Annotated in this window: 15 protein-coding genes, 1 tRNA gene and 1 pseudogene; 12 read left to right on the top strand and 5 right to left on the bottom strand. The window is 58.1% G+C overall.

What is annotated here, in order from left to right; all coding sequences use genetic code 11:
• Positions 1 to 354 precede the first annotated feature (354 nt).
• Together GHO03_RS25915 and GHO03_RS25910 are read left to right on the top strand one after the other, a co-directional pair.
• A pseudogene (locus GHO03_RS25915) lies at positions 355 to 1,380 on the top strand (cache domain-containing protein); the annotation flags it as partial.
• Positions 1,381 to 1,449: 69 nt separating this feature from the next.
• Entirely contained in the window at positions 1,450 to 2,235 is a 786-nt protein-coding gene (locus GHO03_RS25910; protein ID WP_370688617.1) for a methyl-accepting chemotaxis protein, read from the top strand.
• Positions 2,236 to 2,283: 48 nt separating this feature from the next.
• Here GHO03_RS25910 and GHO03_RS20170 read toward each other — a convergent pair whose 3' ends face one another.
• The gene (locus GHO03_RS20170) at positions 2,284 to 2,982 is read right to left on the bottom strand and encodes a GntR family transcriptional regulator (protein WP_095020084.1); all 699 of its coding nucleotides are present in this window, start codon (positions 2,980 to 2,982) and stop codon (positions 2,284 to 2,286) included.
• Positions 2,983 to 3,219: 237 nt separating this feature from the next.
• On the opposite strand from GHO03_RS20170, the gene GHO03_RS20165 reads away from it, so the two are divergent.
• The 9 genes from GHO03_RS20165 (at position 3,220) to GHO03_RS20125 (ending at position 12,599) form a co-directional block, all read left to right on the top strand.
• Positions 3,220 to 4,836, top strand: coding sequence for a glycosyltransferase family 39 protein (locus GHO03_RS20165; protein ID WP_153400408.1), 1,617 nt, complete (start codon positions 3,220 to 3,222; stop codon positions 4,834 to 4,836).
• Positions 4,817 to 5,074, top strand: coding sequence for a DUF2789 domain-containing protein (locus tag GHO03_RS20160; RefSeq protein WP_095000657.1), 258 nt, complete (start codon positions 4,817 to 4,819; stop codon positions 5,072 to 5,074). The genes GHO03_RS20165 and GHO03_RS20160 overlap by 20 nt, the downstream gene beginning before the upstream one ends.
• A 100-nt stretch (positions 5,075 to 5,174) precedes the next feature.
• Positions 5,175 to 5,606: a MarR family winged helix-turn-helix transcriptional regulator gene (locus GHO03_RS20155; protein ID WP_016782970.1), complete on the top strand. Its 432-nt coding sequence runs from the start codon at positions 5,175 to 5,177 to the stop codon at positions 5,604 to 5,606.
• Entirely contained in the window at positions 5,603 to 7,690 is a 2,088-nt protein-coding gene (locus tag GHO03_RS20150; protein ID WP_095000658.1) for an FUSC family protein, read from the top strand. The genes GHO03_RS20155 and GHO03_RS20150 overlap by 4 nt, the downstream gene beginning before the upstream one ends.
• A complete protein-coding gene (locus tag GHO03_RS20145) occupies positions 7,687 to 7,896 on the top strand; it encodes a DUF1656 domain-containing protein (protein ID WP_016782973.1) in 210 nt (69 codons plus the stop codon). Before GHO03_RS20150 ends, GHO03_RS20145 begins: the two co-directional genes overlap by 4 nt.
• Positions 7,893 to 8,795: an HlyD family secretion protein gene (locus GHO03_RS20140; protein ID WP_095000659.1), complete on the top strand. Its 903-nt coding sequence runs from the start codon at positions 7,893 to 7,895 to the stop codon at positions 8,793 to 8,795. Before GHO03_RS20145 ends, GHO03_RS20140 begins: the two co-directional genes overlap by 4 nt.
• Positions 8,792 to 10,237: an efflux transporter outer membrane subunit gene (locus GHO03_RS20135; protein WP_095000660.1), complete on the top strand. Its 1,446-nt coding sequence runs from the start codon at positions 8,792 to 8,794 to the stop codon at positions 10,235 to 10,237. Before GHO03_RS20140 ends, GHO03_RS20135 begins: the two co-directional genes overlap by 4 nt.
• Positions 10,238 to 10,343: 106 nt before the next feature.
• Positions 10,344 to 10,988 carry an NADH:ubiquinone oxidoreductase subunit N gene (locus GHO03_RS20130; RefSeq protein ID WP_095000661.1) on the top strand — a complete coding sequence of 215 codons (645 nt, stop codon included), beginning with the start codon at positions 10,344 to 10,346 and terminating at the stop codon, positions 10,986 to 10,988.
• 129 nt (positions 10,989 to 11,117) lie between these two features.
• Entirely contained in the window at positions 11,118 to 12,599 is a 1,482-nt protein-coding gene (locus GHO03_RS20125) for a YdgA family protein (protein ID WP_153400407.1), read from the top strand.
• Positions 12,600 to 12,679: 80 nt separating this feature from the next.
• Here GHO03_RS20125 and GHO03_RS20120 read toward each other — a convergent pair whose 3' ends face one another.
• From GHO03_RS20120 to GHO03_RS20105, 4 genes are all read right to left on the bottom strand, one after another.
• A complete protein-coding gene (locus GHO03_RS20120) occupies positions 12,680 to 15,133 on the bottom strand; it encodes a TonB-dependent receptor (protein ID WP_256668736.1) in 2,454 nt (817 codons plus the stop codon).
• Between the two features lie 116 nt (positions 15,134 to 15,249).
• The gene (locus tag GHO03_RS20115; protein WP_232527665.1) at positions 15,250 to 16,194 is read right to left on the bottom strand and encodes a FecR domain-containing protein; all 945 of its coding nucleotides are present in this window, start codon (positions 16,192 to 16,194) and stop codon (positions 15,250 to 15,252) included.
• The gene (locus GHO03_RS20110) at positions 16,187 to 16,705 is read right to left on the bottom strand and encodes an RNA polymerase sigma factor (RefSeq protein ID WP_153400406.1); all 519 of its coding nucleotides are present in this window, start codon (positions 16,703 to 16,705) and stop codon (positions 16,187 to 16,189) included. The genes GHO03_RS20115 and GHO03_RS20110 overlap by 8 nt, the downstream gene beginning before the upstream one ends.
• Before the next feature lie 304 nt (positions 16,706 to 17,009).
• A tRNA-Ser gene (locus tag GHO03_RS20105) sits at positions 17,010 to 17,100 on the bottom strand.
• A 769-nt stretch (positions 17,101 to 17,869) separates the two neighbouring features.
• Here GHO03_RS20105 and GHO03_RS20100 point away from each other — a divergent pair.
• On the top strand, positions 17,870 to 18,238 hold the full coding sequence (locus GHO03_RS20100; protein WP_153400405.1) for a DUF4160 domain-containing protein: 369 nt from the start codon (positions 17,870 to 17,872) through the stop codon (positions 18,236 to 18,238).
• Positions 18,239 to 18,311 lie beyond the last annotated feature (73 nt).

Here is an 18,311-nt window from a genome sequence, read left to right as displayed (position 1 = left end):
GAACTCAGTAGTGAAACGATGCATCGCCGATGGTAGTGTGGGGTTTCCCCATGTGAGAGTAGGTCATCGTCAAGATTGAATTCCGAAACCCCTGTCTGCTAACGCAGACAGGGGTTTTGTTTTTGCGCGACGTAAATCCCCAGCGCCCTTTCTGTTCGTCTGAACCCCCTTCCAAAAGCCAAACCTCAAATCGCACAGCTGCGCTTTCGTCGGATTAAGCACATTGCCATCAAACGTGGCTAAGTATTCTGCCGTCCGTGCCGACAGCCTGTTGAGCATTGCGTGCGAGCAGAGCTGCCAACAGGTTGCACACACCGTACGCATCCCAACTTTTGGCATAAGAAGTCCCATGCTATGAATCTCAAGTTCAGTCATAAAATCCTTCTGGCCGCTTCAGGCGTCGTGGTTCTGGCGTTTGCGTTATTCACGTTGTACAACGACTATCTGCAGCGCGACACTATCAAGCAGAACATCGAGTCCTCGGTGCAACAGGCTGGCAACCTGACAGCCAGCAGCGTTCAGAACTGGCTTGGTGGCCGCATTCTGGTGCTGGAGAGCCTGGCACAGAATATTGCGCAGCAAGGCAGCCAGGCTGATCTCCCTGGCCTGGTTGATCAGCCGGCATTCACCTCCAACTTTCAGTTCACCTACGTCGGGCAAGCCAATGGCGTGTTTACTCAACGCCCTGACGCGACCATGCCTGCAGGTTATGACCCCCGCGAGCGCCCCTGGTACAAGCAAGCTGTAGGCGCCGGTCAGACCATGTTGACACCTCCTTATATGGCAGCTGTCGGAGGCCTGATTGTGACCATCGCCATGCCCGTTAAAAAAGGCGGTGAGTTGTTGGGTGTGGTGGGAGGTGACCTGAGCCTGGACAGCCTGGTCAAAATCATCAATTCGGTTGATTCCGGTGGCCTGGGCTACGCGTTTCTGGTGAGCAGTGATGGCCAGGTTATCGTTAGCCCGGATAAAAATCAGGTGATGAAGAACCTGAAGGACATTTACCCGGTCAGTACTCTGCGCATCGAGAAGGGCATTCAGGAAGTGACGCTCAATGGTCATGAGCGGATTATTTCCTTTACCCCGGTGACAGGCCTGCCGTCCGCGGATTGGTATATCGGTCAATCAATAGACAAAGAAAAAGCATACGCGCCGCTGTCTAAATTCCGTACGTCTGCGTTGATTGCAATGTTTATTGCAGTGGCCGCGATTGCGTTGTTGTTGAGTTTGTTGATCCGTGTACTGATGCGTCCACTGACCACCATGGGCCGTGCGATGCAGGATATCGCCCAGGGCGAGGGTGACTTGACGCGCCGTCTGGTCATTGAGAACAAGGACGAATTCGGTGAACTGGCCAGCTCGTTCAACCAGTTTGTCGAGCGTATCCACGCCTCGATCAGCGAAGTGTCTTCTGCTACTCGTCAGGTTCATGACCTGTCACACCGCGTTATGGCCTCATCCAACGCTTCCATTGTCGGCTCGGACGAGCAAAGTGCGCGCACCAACAGTGTCGCCGCGGCGATCAATGAACTGGGTGCCGCCACCCAGGAAATCGCCCGCAACGCCGCCGATGCTTCGCAACATGCAAGCGGTGCCAGCGAGCAGGCAGATGACGGTCGCAAAGTGGTTGAACAGACCATCCAGGCCATGACCGAGCTATCGCAGAAGATCAGTTTGTCGTGTGCGCAAATAGAAACCCTGAATGCCAGCACCGACAACATCGGGCACATTCTGGATGTGATCAAAGGTATCTCTCAGCAGACTAACCTGCTGGCCCTCAACGCAGCCATTGAGGCTGCGCGTGCGGGCGAAGCGGGTCGCGGCTTTGCCGTGGTGGCGGATGAGGTGCGCAACCTCGCCCACCGCACTCAGGAGTCGGCAGAGGAGATACATAAAATGATCACCTCGCTGCAGGTAGGCTCCCGCGAAGCGGTCAGCACCATGAATGCGAGTCAGGTCTCCAGCGAGGAGAGTGTCGAGGTCGCCAATCAGGCGGGTGCCCGTTTGATCAGCGTGACTCAGCGCATCGATGAGATCGACGGTATGAACCAGTCGGTTGCCGCCGCCACTGAAGAGCAAACGGCAGTGGTCGAAACCCTCAATGTGGATATCAACCAGATCAACTTGCTTAACCAGCAAGGTGTGGTGAACCTTAACGAAACCCTCAAGGACTGCGATGCGCTATCGCAGCAGGCCAGCCGTCTCAAGCAACTGGTCGACAGTTTCAAAATCTGAAACCCGCAGGTCAGCAATAAGTTATCCACAGCCCTGGCGTTTCATATGTCAGGGCTGTTTTGTTTTGACCATGCTCAAGTAGTAGGTAATAGCCTTCACCCCGCGCTGCAGGTGCAACTCCAGCTCTGCAATACAAGCCTCGACATCTCTGGCCCGGGCATAACGCAACAACGCACGGTGATCGTCCTGGCACAACTTGCCAAGGTTCATCTGCTCAAGGTTGAAGCGTAGAAAACGCTCTTCTTCAATTAGCCCTGACTCAATGAGTGCCAGCAGTTTTTTATTAGGAGCCTTGCAGTAAAGCGCCTGATGAAATTGCCGATTGAGTGTGCCGATTTTTCCGAAGTCTTTTTCGATCTCGAGCGCTTCGATATAGCCCTCGGCTTCTTCGAAATCCTCTTTGCTCAACAGTGGTACTGACAGGCGCAGTGCCTGGGCTTCGAGCAACTGTCGCAGTTCATAGGTCTCGAGCGAGTTGTCTTCAATCAAAGGAGCGACCACGGCACCCTTGTATTGCACGACCTGCAGCAAACCTTGAGCTTCCAGCTGACGCAGTGCTTCGCGTACAGGCATACGGCTGACGCCAAACAACTTCGCCAGTGCTTCCTGGCGAATGGCTGTACCGCAAGGCAAACGGCCATCAAGAATGGCGTTGCGCAAGGTTTCTTCGATCTCCGAGCGCGCCAGGTGAGCGGGTATGGAACCCGACACAACTATGCTGTTTAAGGGATTGTTTTTGACGGCCACGTTGCGACTACCTGTGCCGACGAACCGGCATACATGTTTGGATCCAATTCAAGTTAGGTACTGACCTGATTGCTGTCAAACCTTGTTACGCATAGTTTAGCGTGACTGCGGGATAAGAGATTGCATGGGGCCACTATCTTTCTTGGCGGGTGCCCTCCCTTTTGTTATGGGCTGTGCCCTACAATCGCCGAAGTTAGAGCTGCCCGATTTGCAGCACCAATGCACAGCAGGTGAGGGATGGGCGTACTCAGCAACAACGATGTGGGTGAGCAACGGTTTGAACTCCTGTTACAGCCCTCTAACGTTTTTTCCAGCCTGATTCGTCAGCCGTGGCTGTGGTGTATTTTGCTGCTGGCCGCAGGAGTACGCTTTTACGGTTTCACCGCCTCGGCGATCTGGTGCGACGAAGGCTCCAGCCTGATGCTGAGCGACTACCCGCTGTCGGGGATCTGGTTTCATGCTGCGCACGATGTTCACCCTCCGTTGTATTTCATGCTGTTGCACGGCTGGATAGCGCTGTTTGGTGACAGCCTGGTCTCGATTCGTTCCCTGAGTGTCCTGCCCGGCATTGCCACGGTATTTTTCGGTATCTGGCTGGTACGGCTGGTGGCCACCCCGCGGGCTGCATTGCTGGCGGGCCTGCTGCTGGCGTTATTGCCTACCGCCGTGCGCTACAGCCAGGAAGTGAGGATGTATTCACTGATGGGGTTGTGGCTGATAGCTGCCACAATCGCGCTGGTGTACTGGGTCAAGGCCCCGCATAAGTATCGCTACCCGGTGCTCTACACCGTGCTGATGGCGGCTGCTTTTTACACCCATTACTTCACAGCGTTTTGTGTAATGGCCCATTGGCTGTACCTGTTGCTAAGTGGCCGCAGCAGCGGCTGGCTGATCAGGCGCCCGGCCTGGTGGCTGGTTAACGTTGCCATTGTGCTGTTGTTCCTGCCCTGGCTGCCGGGGTTGGTGGATTTGCTGCAACATATGGATGAACTCAAGAGTGGCGGTGATGTGGGGTGGGAGCCTGCAGTCGATGCCCGCTCCTTGCCCGCCATGACGTGGCAGCTGTTGATACAGGATGAAGGCGACTACCTGCCCTGGCCGTTGTTCTGGCTGGCACCGCTGGCACTGCTTGGCGGCGTCGCAGGAATGGCTGTACGCGATTCAAGCCCGCATAAATTCATCACGTTGATCGTGATCTACACCCTGCTGCCGATCCTGGCCATTTACGCCGTATCCTTTATCTCGCCTCTGTTTATCGAACGCTATGTGATGTTTGCAGCGTTGGGTTTGCCGCTGCTTGTGGCGATTGCAGTCGATCAACTGTTCAAGCGCAAGCGGGCGCTGGCCATAGCGCTGCTGACACTGTTCATTGGCGCCGAAGTGACGGGCTTGCGCAGCAACTTCAGCAGCGATGCCGATCATTTTGATCGTCTGGTGGAGCACGTTAACCAGCAGTTCAAATCCGGTGACCGGATCGTCGTCAGTGACTTGTTCTGGTACTTCAGCTTTGTCTATTACAACAAGACCGGATTTCAACCGATGCTCTATACGCCGCCCCTGGAAGATGGCACTTCAGGGCGCCCGAATGACTATGGCTTTGGCACGCTGGTCAATGGCCACGGCACAAGTATCTATGTCGATCGCCTGAGCGATATGCCCCCAGGCCCGGGTCGTATCTGGCTGATCAGCAGCAAACTGCAGCCCGACGACTTCAGTGCAATTCCCATGGATTGGCGCAAAGCACAGGACCTGGCCGTCGATGACACTCAGGCTCGTCTATATTTGACCTGCGTTGCCGCCAAATGCGGCTCTGAACCTGAATGGAGTCAACTCGATGCAAAAGCCAACCCATAGCCTGCCATCCTTGTTCAAGCAGCTGGGCCTGCCGTCCAGCCCGGAAGATATCGAAAAGTTTGTCACCACCCACTCGCCACTCAAGCCTGACCTCAAGCTTGAAGATGCTTTTTTCTGGACGCCCGCCCAAGCGGCTTTTTTGCGTGAGGAGCATCTTGAAGACGCTGACTGGGCTGAAGTTGTCGACCAATTGAATCTGATGCTGCGGCAAAAACCTGTCACGGGCCCTAAGAAATAAATAGCAACACTTGACTGTGCTCATCTGGCCGCGCAATATTAATAGTTAGCAAGCTAACATTATGTGACGCCTCTTGCCTGACACTCTCGATCCACTGCAAATGAGCATCAGCACCGGCATGGTGGTTGCGACTCGCCATTGGCGTCGCGTCTGCCAGGCCACGCTGGTCAACTATGGTATTTCCGAAGCCTGCGCCATGCCGCTGCTGATCATCGGCCGCCTGGGTGAGGGTGTGCGGCAAGTCACCGTGGCCCACGCTGCCGGGATGGAAAGCCCGTCGCTGGTGCGCTTGCTCGATCAACTGTGCAAGGCTGGCTATGTGCGCCGCTGTGAAGATGCCAGCGACCGCCGCGCCAAAACCCTGAGCCTGACCGACACCGGGCGTGCTCTGGTGCAATCGATTGAAGCTCAGCTTGTACAACTGAGAAGGGCCGCTCTGGCCGATATTCCAGTGGCTGACCAGGAAGCTGCGTTGCGTGTGATCAAAGCCTTCGAAGCTGCCGGACAACTGCCTGACGGGGCTGCCTCTTGAACGGTTTTTTCAGCAGCATGCCGCCTGCCCGCGACTGGTTCTACGGGGTACGTACCTTCGCCGCGTCGATGATCGCGCTGTATATCGCCTTGCTGATGGAAATGCCTCGCCCTTACTGGGCCATGGCTACGGTCTATATCGTCTCCAGCCCCTTTGTCGGGCCCACCAGCTCCAAGGCCGTGTACCGCGCCCTGGGCACGCTGATAGGCGCTGCTGCAGCGGTATTTTTTGTGCCGCTGTTTGTCCAGACACCGTTCTTGCTGGTGCTGGTGATTGCCCTCTGGACGGGCATTTTGTTGTTCCTGTCGCTGCACCTGCGCACCGCCAACAGCTACGTGTTCATGCTCGCCGGCTACACCATGCCCATGATCGCCCTGCCGATTGTGGATAACCCGCTGAATGTGTTCGACATCGCCGTTTCGCGTACTGAAGAAATCATGCTCGGTATCGTCTGCGCGGCGGTCGTAGGCAGCATGTTCTGGCCTCGGCGCCTGACGCCGGTATTTATCGACGCGGCGGCCAAGTGGTTTGCCGATGCGAGCAATTACAGCAAGCACTTTCTGGCCCGCGATGTCGAACCCAGCAAAGCCAGTGGCCTGCGTTCATCAATGGTGGCGACGTTCAACAGCCTTGAAATGATGATTGGCCAGTTGCCTCATGAGGGCGCGCACCCGCAGACCGTGCGCAACACCAAAGAGCTGCGTGGACGCATGATCCACCTGCTGCCGGTGGTCGATGCCCTGGACGATGCACTCTATGCGCTGGAGCGTCGCGCTCCGGAGCTGCTCGACAAGGTCACGCCATTGCTCGACCACGCCCAGGCATGGCTTGAGCGCACCCGTGAGGGCGCCTCGATCCAGCAGTGGCAAGCATTGCGCCATGAACTTGAAGCGTTGCAGCCCAGCGCCGCCGCCCTGGATGATCGGCGCCAACTGGTGCTCTCCAACGTGCTGTACCGGCTGGGTGAGTGGATCGACCTGTGGCAAGACTGCCGCAGCCTGCAAGAGGCCATCTCGACCGGTAACCAGGATGTCTGGCGTGCGGTCTATCGGCATTGGCGCCTGGGTCGCCTGACGCCATTTCTGGATCGCGGGCTGATGCTTTATTCAGCGTTCTCTACCGTCACCGCGATTGTCGTCGCCTCGGTGTTGTGGATTCTGCTCGGCTGGACTGACGGCGCCAGTGCGGTAATTCTGGCCGCCGTGGCCTGCAGCTTTTTTGCCGCGATGGACGATCCGGCGCCACAGATCTACCGGTTCTTTTTCTGGACCTCGCTGTCGGTGCTGTTTGCCAGCCTCTACCTGTTTGTGATCCTGCCCAACCTGCATGACTTCCCGATGCTGGTGCTGGCGTTTGCCGTGCCGTTTATCTGCGTCGGCACCCTGACCGTGCAACCGCGCTTTTACCTGGGCACCTTGCTGACTATCGTCAACACCGCCTCGTTTATCAGTATCCAGGGTGCCTACGACGCGGACTTCATGGTGTTTATGAACGCCAACCTGGCCGGCCCCGTCGGCCTGCTGTTTGCCTTCGTCTGGACCCTGATCGCGCGCCCGTTCGGTGCCGAACTGGCGGCCAAACGCCTGACCCGCTTCAGCTGGCGTGACATTGTCAGCCTGACCCAGCCCGCCACCCTGGCCGAACACCGGCAAATGGGCGCGCAAATGCTCGACCGCCTGATGCAGCACTTGCCACGTCTGGCCCTGACCGGGCAGGACACCGGCAGCGCCTTGCGTGACCTGCGGGTGGCCCTCAACCTGCTCGATCTGCTGGCCTACGCACCCAGGGTTACGGGCGGGCCGCAACTGTTGCTGCGCCAGGTGGTCAGTGATGTGGGTGACTACTTTTGTGCCTGCCTCAAGGCGGGTGAGCGCCTGCCAATGCCAATGGGCCTGCAAATGACCATGGACCGCACGCGTCGCGCCCTCAACGCCAATGACCTGCAAGCCGAAGGCGAGGCACGAGTGCATCTGTTGCACGCCCTCAGCGGCCTGCGTCTGGCGCTGCTGCCCGGTGTCGAATTTATTGTCGACAACGACGACCGGCCACATCCCCAGGCCCACATTGAGGGAGCGCCGCTATGATCGGTGACGTAGATATCAGCGGGGTTTTCCTGCCCACGCTCCTGGTACTGATGGGCATCACCTACTTGTTGTTTCTGGTGGTTCACGGGTTACTCACCCGTGTGCACTTTTACCGCCTGGTCTGGCACCGGGCTTTGTTCAACGTCGGTCTCTACGCTCTGTTACTCGGCGTTGTGGATTCGTTCAGTCGATATCTGATGACATGAAAAAACCTTTACTGACCCTGGGCCGTGTCGTTCTCACCTTATTGGTGGTGACGTTTGCCTGCGTCGTGGTCTGGCGCATGACCATGTACTACATGTTTGCTCCCTGGACCCGTGACGCCCACATTCGCGCCGACATCGTGCAAATCGCCCCCGACGTGTCGGGCCTGATCAAGCAGGTGGATGTGCGTGACAACCAGCCCGTCAGCCGTGATCAGGTGTTGTTTGTCATCGACCAGGAGCGCTTCAAGCTGGCGCTGCGTCAGGCCGAAGCCACCGTGGCCGATCGCAAGGAGACCCTGGCCCAGGCCCAACGTGAGAGCCGCCGTAACAAAGGCCTGGGCAACCTGGTCGCCCGCGAACAGCTTGAAGAAAGCCAGTCCCGTGAAATGCGCGCCCAGGCCGCACTGATTGAGGCCCAAGTGGCCGTGGACAGCGCCCAGCTCAATCTGGATCGTACGGTGGTGCGCAGCCCCGTCGATGGTTACGTCAACGACCGGGCTCCACGGGTCAATGAGTTCGTCACGGCGGGGCGGCCGGTCTTGTCGATCGTCGACAGCAGCTCGTTCCATATCGACGGCTATTTTGAAGAAACCAAACTCGATGGCATCCATGTCGGCCAAAGCGTCGATATCCGTGTCATTGGTGACAACGCACGTTTGCGCGGGCACGTTGAAAGCATTGTGGCGGGCATCGAAGACCGTGACCGCACCAGTGGCCAGAATCTGCTGCCCAACGTCAACCCTGCGTTCAGCTGGGTGCGATTGGCACAACGGATTCCGGTACGCATCGTGTTTGACGACGTGCCTGAAGACTTTCGCATGATTGCCGGGCGCACCGCGACCGTGTCCATCATCGAAGATTCGGCCAAAGCCCAGCCTGCCCCGGAGCGCGCGCAATGAAAGCCGTTCGCCTGGCAGCCGTAGGGCTTGGGCTGCTGCTGTCCGGTTGCCAACTGCTTGGCCCTGATTACCAATTGCCCAAAGACGCGGCCATGCAGCGCCCGGACTTGCAGGGCCAACTGGCTGGCGAGGGCGCCAACGTGGTGTCCGCCCCGGTTCCAGTTGACTGGTGGAAGCTCTATGAGGACCCCAGGCTCAATGAACTGGTGCGCCAGGCGCTGGCCTCCAACACTGATCTGCGGGTCGCTGCGGCGAACCTGTCGCGGGCGCGGGCCCAGGTTGAGCAGGCACAGTCGGCCGGTGGCTGGAGTGGTTCTGTGAAAGCGGGCGCCCAGCGCCTGCAGGAGTCCGGTGAAGCGTTCCTGCTGGCGGACAAGGTGCCGGTAGCCAATGTCGGTGATCTGGGTATCAGCACTTCATACCAGTTCGACTTGTGGGGCACTTTGCAGCGCGGGATCGAAGCGGCACAGGCCAACGCCGACGCGACTCAGGCTGCCGCCGACACCGCGCGCATCACTCTGGTGGCGGATGTGGTGCGGGCGTACACCCAAGTGTGCGCAGCCAATGAGGAACACCACATCGCAGAAGAGTCCCTCAAGCTGCAAGCGCAAAGTACCAGCCTGACCCAGCGCCTGCGTGATGCGGGTCGCGGTGATGAAACCCAGGTCACCCGTTCTGAAACCCAGTTCAAATCGTTGCGCGCAGAATTGCCCCGTTACGAAGCATTGCGCCAGTCCGGCCTGTTCCGTTTGTCGATGTTGCTGGCCAGGCCGCTGGATCAACTGCCCGCCGGTGTGGCTACCTGCGCCGAGCTGCCGCATATCGCGCAATTGCTGCCCGTGGGGGACGGTGCAGCACTGCTTAAACGCCGTCCCGACGTTCGTCAGGCCGAACGCCATCTGGCCGCCGCCACCGCCGAAATCGGTGTGGCCACAGGTTCGCTGTACCCGGACATCAGCATCGGTGCCAGCATTGGCACAGTGGGGATTATCGACAACCTGGGCACGGCCCCTACTAACCGCTGGGGCTTCGGCCCGATGCTGAGCTGGACGATTCCGACCAATGGCTCGCGAGCCCGAATTCGTGAGGCCGAGGCGGTGACTCAAGGCGCTTTGGCCAAGTTTGACGGTGTGGTGCTCAATGCCATCCGTGAAACCCAGACCAGCCTGGTGCAATACACGGCGTTGCTGCAGCGCCGTGATGCCCTGGCAGAGGCCGAGTTGTCGGCCAAAACGGCGGCCGACCAGACCCATCAGTTCTTCCAGGCGGGGCGCGAGTCATTCCTGGCCGATCTGCAGGCAACCCGCACCTACACTGACATGCGCGCGCAATTGTCGGCGGCCAACACCCAGGTTGCCATGAGTCAGATCGATCTGTTCCTGGCCCTGGGTGGGGGCTGGGAAAGTGGACGAACGCAAGCGGCGACAAACGCCAAACCCTGACAGCGTTGCTATGCTCTGAATTATCGGTATCAGAACGATGGTTCAGGGCGTTTGCGGTCTGTAGCCCTCCTCATCGTGCAGACCATGCCTGATGGGGATACTAATAATGAAAAACCCTTATGCTCCCGGCTTCTGGTGTGCAGTGGCAGCCGTGGTGCTGCTTTCGGCGACCTACTTCTACGGCATCATGCTGGCGCACCAGATCGACAAGGCAATGATCTTTCTCGATAGCGCGAGTGCGTTGATTGCCGTTCTGGCCATAGTGGTGGTGGCCTGCGCCTCGGTGCAAACCCGGCAGATCAAAAAACGCCAGATCAACCAGGGCCAGACCCGCGTCCTGATCTGGGACACCAAGGTTGCCCTGCGGCGGGTAGAGACGGTATTTGACCGCTATTTCTGGGGCAGTTACTGGCAACCGGGCCGGACCTTCCAGGAGTTTATGGGCGAACTTACCGGCACCCCGCTGGAAAAAAGCCTCGAAGCCCTCAAGACCCAATGCCTGAAACTCGACAAGGCCCTGCCATCCGAAGAGCGCCAATGGCTCGACACTGCGCGTGAGCTCTCGAATGTCGCGGCAGCGATGGCGCGTGAGCGTTATCAGCTGGATTACTCGGACGTTTCTTTTAATTCTGTAGGAGAAACATGCATCGACCATGATCTGGAAGTGCTGGTGTACACCTGGAGTGCCAGTCTCAAGAGTTTCGACCACCAGCTCGACGAAATTGACCAGCGTTACGCCCAACCTGCATAAAGCCAGGTATCACGTTGGAGGAGCGTCTGCTCTGCTGCCAGTGTTAATCTGCTAGCACTTTTCGGCCCATGAAGGGCTTGGCAAAGACCGCTTTACTTTCAACATAACGGACATTGAACGGGTCAATTGATGAATAAACCATTAGGTGTGCTGGTAGGGATCGTTGTTGTCGCCGGGGCGCTGAATACCGCTGGCGCGTGGTATACCGGCAGCAAAATCGAGGGTGTGTTGCAGACCTCGATCGAGCAGACCAACCAGGAGCTGGCCAAGCAACTGCAAGGCACCACCACTCACGGCACTATTGAGCTGGTTTCCATTGAGCGCAACCTCTACAGCAGCACCGCGCACTATCGCCTGAAGATCCAGGACGACAAGGCGGGCTCGGATGCGAAGCCGGTGGAATTGCTGTTTGTCGATAATATCGAGCATGGTCCATTGCCGTGGTCGCGTATCAAGACGTTCAAGTGGATGCCAGTGATGGCGGTCAGCAATTACTCGCTGGAAAAAACCCCATTTACCGAAAAGTGGTTTGCCGCAACCAAGGATCAGGCTCCGCTCAAAGGTCAGGTCACCCTGGGTTACGACCGCTCGGTTGACGGTCATATGGAGCTGATGGCACTGGAGACCCAGCTGGACGAGCACTCCACCTTCAGCTTCTCGGGCATGACCATGCAAGCCCAGACCGATGCTGATGGCCAGAACCTCAAGGCCAAAGGCTATATGGACCACCTCAAGCTCAATGCGATCACGATTGAGAACCCGCCGGTAACGGTCGAGCTCAACGGCCTGACCCTGGCCAGTGACCTGAAGAAGACCGACTTTGGCTTCTATCTTGGGCAGAACGTGATGGCGCTGAGCGAAGGTCAGCTGACTTATGGCGTCAAGCAATCGGTGATCAAACTCAAGAACTTCGAGTACACGGATTCTGCTTCCGCCAATGGCAACCTGATGTCCGGGCGTCTGGCCTATAACGTCGGTGATATCACCCTGGATGGCAAGCCGGTGGGCAGTGCGCAAATGGTACTGACTGCCAGCAGCCTGGATATCCCGGCCATGCAGGCGCTGCTGCAGATTTATCAGAACAAGTTCCAGCCTCAGGCCGACGGTACCCTGCCGCAAACCCCGCTGACCCCGGCGGAGCAAGTGCAGATGCAGCTTCAGGTTGAAAAAATTCTGGCTGCCAAACCGCAACTGGCGTTGGAGAAATTCACGATCAAGACCGCCAATGGTGAAAGCCAGCTCAACGTTGTCATGGGGCTGGCCAAGCCGACCTCATTTGAGCAGCCGCCAGTTGACGTTACCAAGCAGATGCTGACCGCGCTGGATGCCAAGCTGTTGCTGTCCAAGCCGATGATTGCTGATTTGTCAGCGGTGCAGGCACAGTTGGTTGGCCAGACCGATCCGCAAGCCATTGCCAAGATGGCCAGCATGAACAGCGAGATGGCAGGCGTGATGGCGGTGCAAACCGGGCTGGCCAAAGTGGAGGGCAACAACATCCTGGCTTCGCTCAATTACGCTGATGGCCAGGTGGATCTCAATGGCCAGAAAATGAGCCTTGAAGACTTCATCACTGCGATGAGTACCCGCTTTGGTGGTGTGGCCAGCCAGTAAAGCCGCGACTTAAACTGTGGGAGCGAGCCTGCTCGCGAACGATCTTCGCGAGCAGGCTCGCTCCCACTGTCTTGCTCTGTTCAATAAGCCAATGACCAGGTCATGGTGTATGTGCGGCCACGGCCCTGATAGTCATACAGATACTCCGGGCCGTAGGTCGGCGAGTAGAACAGCGCCGCACGCTGGCCCCAGACCGTGCTGTACTCCTTGTCCAGCAGGTTCTGGATGCCGGCGCTGAACGTGCCGAATTCAGTCTCCTGGCTGCCCATCAAGTCGAACGTGGTGTAACCGCTGATCTTGTGGTCGGAATCGTCTTTAAGCGTAAAGGCATGGTTACCCTGCAAGCGCACATTGCGCCCATCACCGTGCCAGCCAACAAACGCGGTGGATTTGGACAATGACGCATACCGGGCGTCACGCTTCATCCAGTCGCCTTGCGCGTCCTCTTCCTCTGAACGCACCAGATGCAAGGTGCCGCCTGCGTCCCAACCGTTATTGAAGTGACGGGTCAGCGCGCCTTCAAAGCCAAAATCACGGCTCTTCTTGTCGGTTACATCAATCGTCAGCGTGGCAGCGTCCGTGGTGATGACCTTGTCAGACCAGATGTAATAGATCGCCGCCTGCGCGTCCCAATCCACATCGGCAAAGCGCCAGCCGGTTTCGACCTGACGGCTCTTGATCCCGGCCAACGGGTTGTCTTTGACGCTCAGCCCCGCCTTGCCGTAGTACTTGGCCGGGTCCGGCAAATCAAAGCCTTCGCTGTAGTTGACCCAGGTTTGATGGCCATTCTTGAAGTCATAAATGGCGCCCAGGTTGAACAGGTTGACCGCGTAGTCGTTGCTGCCACCGGCAATGCCCTTGAACACACCGACATCGACGTCCATTTGCTGGCGCCGCGCGCCGCCAGACAGGGTCAGGGCATCGGTAAGTTTCCAGTCAAGCTGGGCGTAGGCCGAATGCCCATCAACCCGGTAACTTGGGTAGCGCGGGGACTTGCTTTGGGTGACCAGGTCCAGGCCGCCGCTTTCGGAAGAGATAGCCGAATCGAACACGCTTTGTTCGGCATTGAAGCGCTCGCGGTCGAGGTCTACGCCATAGGTCAGCTTCAGGCTGTCCCATTGTTTGGCAAACAGCGCCTTGAGGCTGGTGACTTCGAAGTTCTGCTGCGAAGCGGCGAAGTACACGCCCTTGGAACCCTGCGGTTTACCGGCGTTGTAGTACGGGAACGGATAGAAATTGTTGTCTTCCTTGCGGTACGAGCCCTGCAAGTAGAAGTCCTGGCCCAGCAGGTCGGCGTGGTGATAGTTGGCGTTGAACAGCAGGCGCTTGGAACGCGGCTCCAGGTCGGTGTCGTAGCCGCTGCGGATTTCGGCGTCTTCGAGATTGGACGGTGCTTTGTCGTGCAGGTTGGGGAAGTAAATCCCGACGCTGCCGTTGTTCCCCGAATCATAGTACTGGGCCAGCAAGTCCAGGTCCTGTACGTCATCGAGCTTGATTGCCAGGCTGCCCATCAGGTCCAGGGTGCGGTTGTATTGCAGGTCGGTCTGGGTGTTGTCGATAAATACCTGATCGCCTTTACCATCGTAAAAGGCTTCGTTCTGTTCACCGGAAATCCCCAGGCGGCCATAGACCCGATCAGTGCCGCCGCTGACGGATTGTGAAATGCGGCTGGAGAGGTCGTCGCTGTTGTTGAAACCGCTGGTGGCGGACAGCTCTGTTTCGAATTGCGCGGGGCCGGGGGTGCCCTTTTTGGTCACGATATTGATGATCCCGCCTGTGGCGCCACCACCGTACAGCGCGCTGGCGCCGGACAACACTTCGATCCGCTCTACGTTGAACGGCGAGATGCTGTCGAACTGGCGCGACAGCCCTCGCGAGCTGTTCTGGCTGACGCCGTCGATCATCACCAGCACGTTGCGCCCGCGCATGTTCTGGCCGTAGTTGCTGCGCCCTTCGGGCGCCAGGTCGAGCCCCGGCACCAGTTTGCCGATGGCTTCCTTGAGGGTGACACCAGTGTCCAGTTGCTCCTGCAACTGCACCTGGTCGACCACCCACACGGTGCCCGGGATTTCACTGATGGAGGTGCTGGTACGGGCGCCGACGCTGACTTCCAGGGCCTTGAGTTGCAGGCTCTGAGCAGGGGCTTGAGGTTTACCCAAGATGACGGTGCGGGCATCGCTGAATTGCCAGACCAGACCGCTGTTTTTGAGTAGCGATTGCAGGGCCTGTTCAACACTCATCTCCCCCCGCAGCGCCTGGCTGTGCAAGCCGGCGACTTCGGCTGAGGTAAACAGCAGGTGCAAATCGGCTTGATCGGCAAACTGGGTGAGCGCCTGATCGAGGTCCTGGGCCCTGACGTCCACGCTGACCTGGCGGGTGTGCTGGGACGTGCCGGGCGTGGCCGCAGTTGCGGTCTGGGCACTGGCTTGCAGCGGGCCTCCCAGGCTGGCCAGCAAGGCTGTGGCTACGAATACCTGGCGCAGTCGCTGTTCGTTTAGGTGTGCGCCACGCGGCTTCTTGACGTGCTCGACCATTGCGTTTTTGATCCTTGTTCGAGGTTTTTTATATCGCGAATGGGAACGGATTCGTTCCTGGTCTTACTACGACGATATGCCCGACAGGATCTTGCAGTGCCTGTGCGAAATTATTTTCAGTGCACCCACGCCACAAAGGGCAGGTAGGTGATGTTGAGGCCGTAACGCTGTTCCAGGGTATGCAGCAGGTTCTGTGGATCGTTGAGGTCGAACACGCCGCTGATCTGCATGGCGCCGAGTGTTGCATCGGGCAGCACGATACGGCCGTATTGATAGCGCTCCAGTTCGGCGAGTACGTCCTGCAAGGGTTTACGGTTGAAGATCAGCTTGCCGCGGTGCCAGGCGGTGAGGGCATTGGCATCAACCTGCTGGCGCTCGGCGACAGCCTGGCCTGGTTGATACAGTGCCTGCTGGTTGGGTTGCAGCTCCAGGGTTTGCGTCTGGTGCTGCACTTGCACCGCGCCCGAGGCGACCAGTACACGGGTCTGAACTGCATCGCGGCGCACGCTGAAGGCCCCGTTTTTAGCCGCCACCCGGTCTTGCCCGGCCTGGACGATAAAGGGGCGCGACGGGTCATCGGCCAACTCGAACAGGGCTTCGCCCTTGCGCAAGATGACGCTACGTTGATTGCCCGTGAAGTCGACCGACAACGCCGTGGCGCTGTTCAACGTGACACGCGTGCCATCGCTCAACAGCCATTGCTGGCGCTGACCGACCCCGGTGTGATGAGTGTCGGACCAGCTTGGTACATAGTCCGTAGCGCCATACCCGAGTACGGCCAGTAGCAACCCCGCCGCCAGCCCGTTGGCCCAGCGATAAGCCCGGCGGCGCGGTCTTGCGCGATGTTGCTCGGCGCTGGCGGTCAGACCGATATCCGCCCATAGCGCTTCGGCCTCTTGGGCCGCGGTTTTGTGCGCCGGGCTCAACTGTTGCCAGCGCTGATAGTCCAGGCGCTGGCGTGCGCTGGCTTCGCCCGAGTGCAGCAGGGTCTGCCAGTCGATGGCCTGATCGTCGAGATCGTCAGGGGAGGGCGTTGAAGGCATCACGGCACGCTCAGGCATGGTTGTCTTTTAGCCAGTCACGGCAGTGGCGCAAGGCCTGGCCAATGTATTTTGCCACCATACTTTGCGACACGCCCAGTTCGACGGCGATCTGGGCTTGGGTCATGCCGTCGATGCGACTCAGCAGTAACGCCTGGCGGGCATTGGGCGACAGTTGTTGCAGCGCCTCATCCAGAATGCCGATGCGCTCGGTGGCCAGCAGCAGACCTTCGGGCGGCAGCCCCGGATCAGCGATTTGCAGTGAAGGCGGTTCGCCGCTCAGGTTGCGTGTCTGGCGCTGATCCACGCGCAAGGCATCGATGGCCAGGTTGCCCGCCACCTTGAAAATAAAGTGCCGGTCATTAAGTACCGTGACCGCCTCGGGGTCGACTTTTGCCAGCTTGATCCAGGTTTCCTGCGCCACATCCGCTGCCCGATGCCGGTCACGCAGGCGCCGGGTCAGGAACGACAACAGATCGTCGTAGTGCTCCTGAAAACTGGCCAGCAGGCTGGAGGGTGAAGGCGAGGGCATGGAGCAGGGCTCAGGCGTTAATGAGAAGCCGTATCATTAACGATTGAACCCGATGGCGCAACGACTCTTGCTGGGATGAGCATTGAGTTATAGCGGTCGACAAGTCTTGTGGGAGTGGCTTGCCCGCGATGGCATCAATGCGGTCTGGCAGGACGACCGCGCCGCTTGAGTCGAGAGCAAGCCCGCTCCCACAGTTTTCTGCGGACGCGACAAAACCTTGCGCAGGTGCACATCGGGTTTGATTGGGTAGGGGGGGAAACGCGGTTCCCTTGAACAAGGGAACGCATTCAGGTGCCACAAATAATGGCGGAGAACGGGGGATTCGAACCCCCGACACCCTTTTGAGGTGTACTCCCTTAGCAGGGGAGCGCCTTCGGCCACTCGGCCAGCTCTCCGCGAAACGCCGCGTATAGTAACCAGCCTTTCGTCAGTTGCCCATAGAAAATTTAACCGGATCTGCGTTTTGCGCAGAAAAGCTCAAAAAACAGGCGTGCGATCGCTCACCGGGTTCTCGGTGGGAGGCAAAATGCTGTTGGTTACAGGGTTTTGACGCGATTCCCTTGAGCAAGGGAAAAAGAATGGTGCACCAAGCGGGATTCGAACCCACGACCCCTGCCTTCGGAGGGCAATGCGGTACAGGAATTTTGATCGTCGCTGAGTGCGCTTAAATGCCGCTAAGCGCCGTACGTAAAGGTCTGCGGTCTACCCGGCCCTCAGCGCATTGTGGTTATTTACAGCGAATAAGGTCAATCAGGTATGGCACAAAAGACGAAATCGCTGAAATCGGTTTTTGACCACTAGCTCACCGTGCGTCGACATTCATCACGCGCTGTGTGAGGCCTATGAAGAGAGTGACCGTCGGGGGAGCAGCTAAGCTGCTGCCAACAAATTTTCACGGCGCAGACCCGCACTAGAGCAAAGACGGGAAGGCCAAGATTGGCAATTTCAGTAATAGGTAATTTCCAACAACCCTAGATCCTTTACCCCTTCTCCGAATACTCCAGCCGCCGCTCTGGCAGGACACTGTCGGCGAGTTTTGGCTTCTGGCCATAGGTAGAGCTAGCCAGCCCTAACATTGAAGCGTTGGACGTGAGGATTGATCCGATTGATGGCATCCTCTGCGCCGCCCAATGCACTACCCACTGAAACGGATGGAGACGCTAAATGGAAATGGAGAAAGAGGCTAGAAAGCTGCAAGACGACTTGGCCTTCACTGACATGTTGATGGCGCCTAGCCGTGGCGGCGATTTCGTCGAGATGGCTATCAAAAAACTGCAGCGGCTCGTAGTTAGAATGGAGGCAGATCATCATGCGAGGGCACATGTGCATATTGACTATGGCAGAGAGCGCCATGCGGCGAGTTTCGCGGTCGATAACGGAGAGCGCCTAGTTGGTAGAATGCCTACCAAGTACGGTAGGGATGTCCAAACTTGGATCATCCAGAATCAGTCAAGGCTCCAGGCACTTTGGGATGCGATGAAGCGGGGCGAACCGCACGAATCAATTTTAGCTGAGCTTAAAGCGGCCAACTAGGCTCTGTACGTAAAGTATTGTCGCAAGCACCGCATAGCGCAGGCCAATGAGACCATCGCCGCAAAACTTGTTG

Source organism: Pseudomonas sp. FSL R10-1339 (assembly GCF_009600545.1).
In the GTDB taxonomy this organism is placed as follows: domain Bacteria; phylum Pseudomonadota; class Gammaproteobacteria; order Pseudomonadales; family Pseudomonadaceae; genus Aquipseudomonas; species Aquipseudomonas bubulae.
Note: the sequence above shows the minus strand (reverse complement) of the source record. Positions and strands in the feature narration are given on the sequence as shown.